Source organism: Vibrio sp. 1069 (assembly GCF_033340555.1).
In genome coordinates this window covers 1-643 of sequence record NZ_JAWOWP010000499.1, presented here as the reverse complement: position 1 = coordinate 643, position 643 = coordinate 1, and the positions used below count along the sequence as shown (strand labels likewise).

At 44.0% G+C, this 643-nt stretch carries 1 pseudogene; it reads left to right on the top strand.

The features are described 5' to 3' along the window. Positions 1-376, top strand: a pseudogene (locus R7040_RS27395) (ATP-dependent helicase); the annotation flags it as partial. Positions 377-643 lie beyond the last annotated feature (267 nt).

Sequence of the window (643 nt, the reverse complement as noted above, 5' to 3'; positions counted from 1 at the left end):
TAAGAAACTAAAAGAAGCACTGAATTTGAAAGACGCACTGATCTTCGAGTGCACAGAGATGGACTTGTCCGTGTTCAAATCAAATGACGGCAAATCACAGCTCAAAGTCACGTATTCGGGGGAACCATACCAAGGCGAAGGTCATGCGTTAGTTCATGAGTTTTGGTCATTAAACACCAAGAAACAGAAGCAAACTTTTAAAGACCAGTTTGTGCGCCCTCACCTTGCAGATAAACATCGCCCGTTTGAAGAAGCATCGCCTACAAGAGTCGTCGCTAATCAACACCGTTTCCGTTTACCGCAGTTTGTCATTGCCAGAAAGTCTGGGCGCTTTTGGAAGTTGCGCGACAAGATTTTTGAAGATGAACTTAAATAACGCTCGATTCGCACCAGTGATTTTGCCAAGAGCAAAGTGAATGTGACTGAACCGACAGTTCACACGATGATTCACTTTCTGTTCATGTACAGCTAGATATAATTTTGCCAACTCTTCAGAAAAGGTTTTGCTATGTATAAACCAGTGACTTCTCAAAATCTTGCGTTGTTTTTCAGCCTCGCCCCGATGCTGCTTTCTGCACCAAGCTTCGCGCAGCAAAATGATATTTACACCACGCAAAATGGCCACGCCATCGTGCAAGATGTC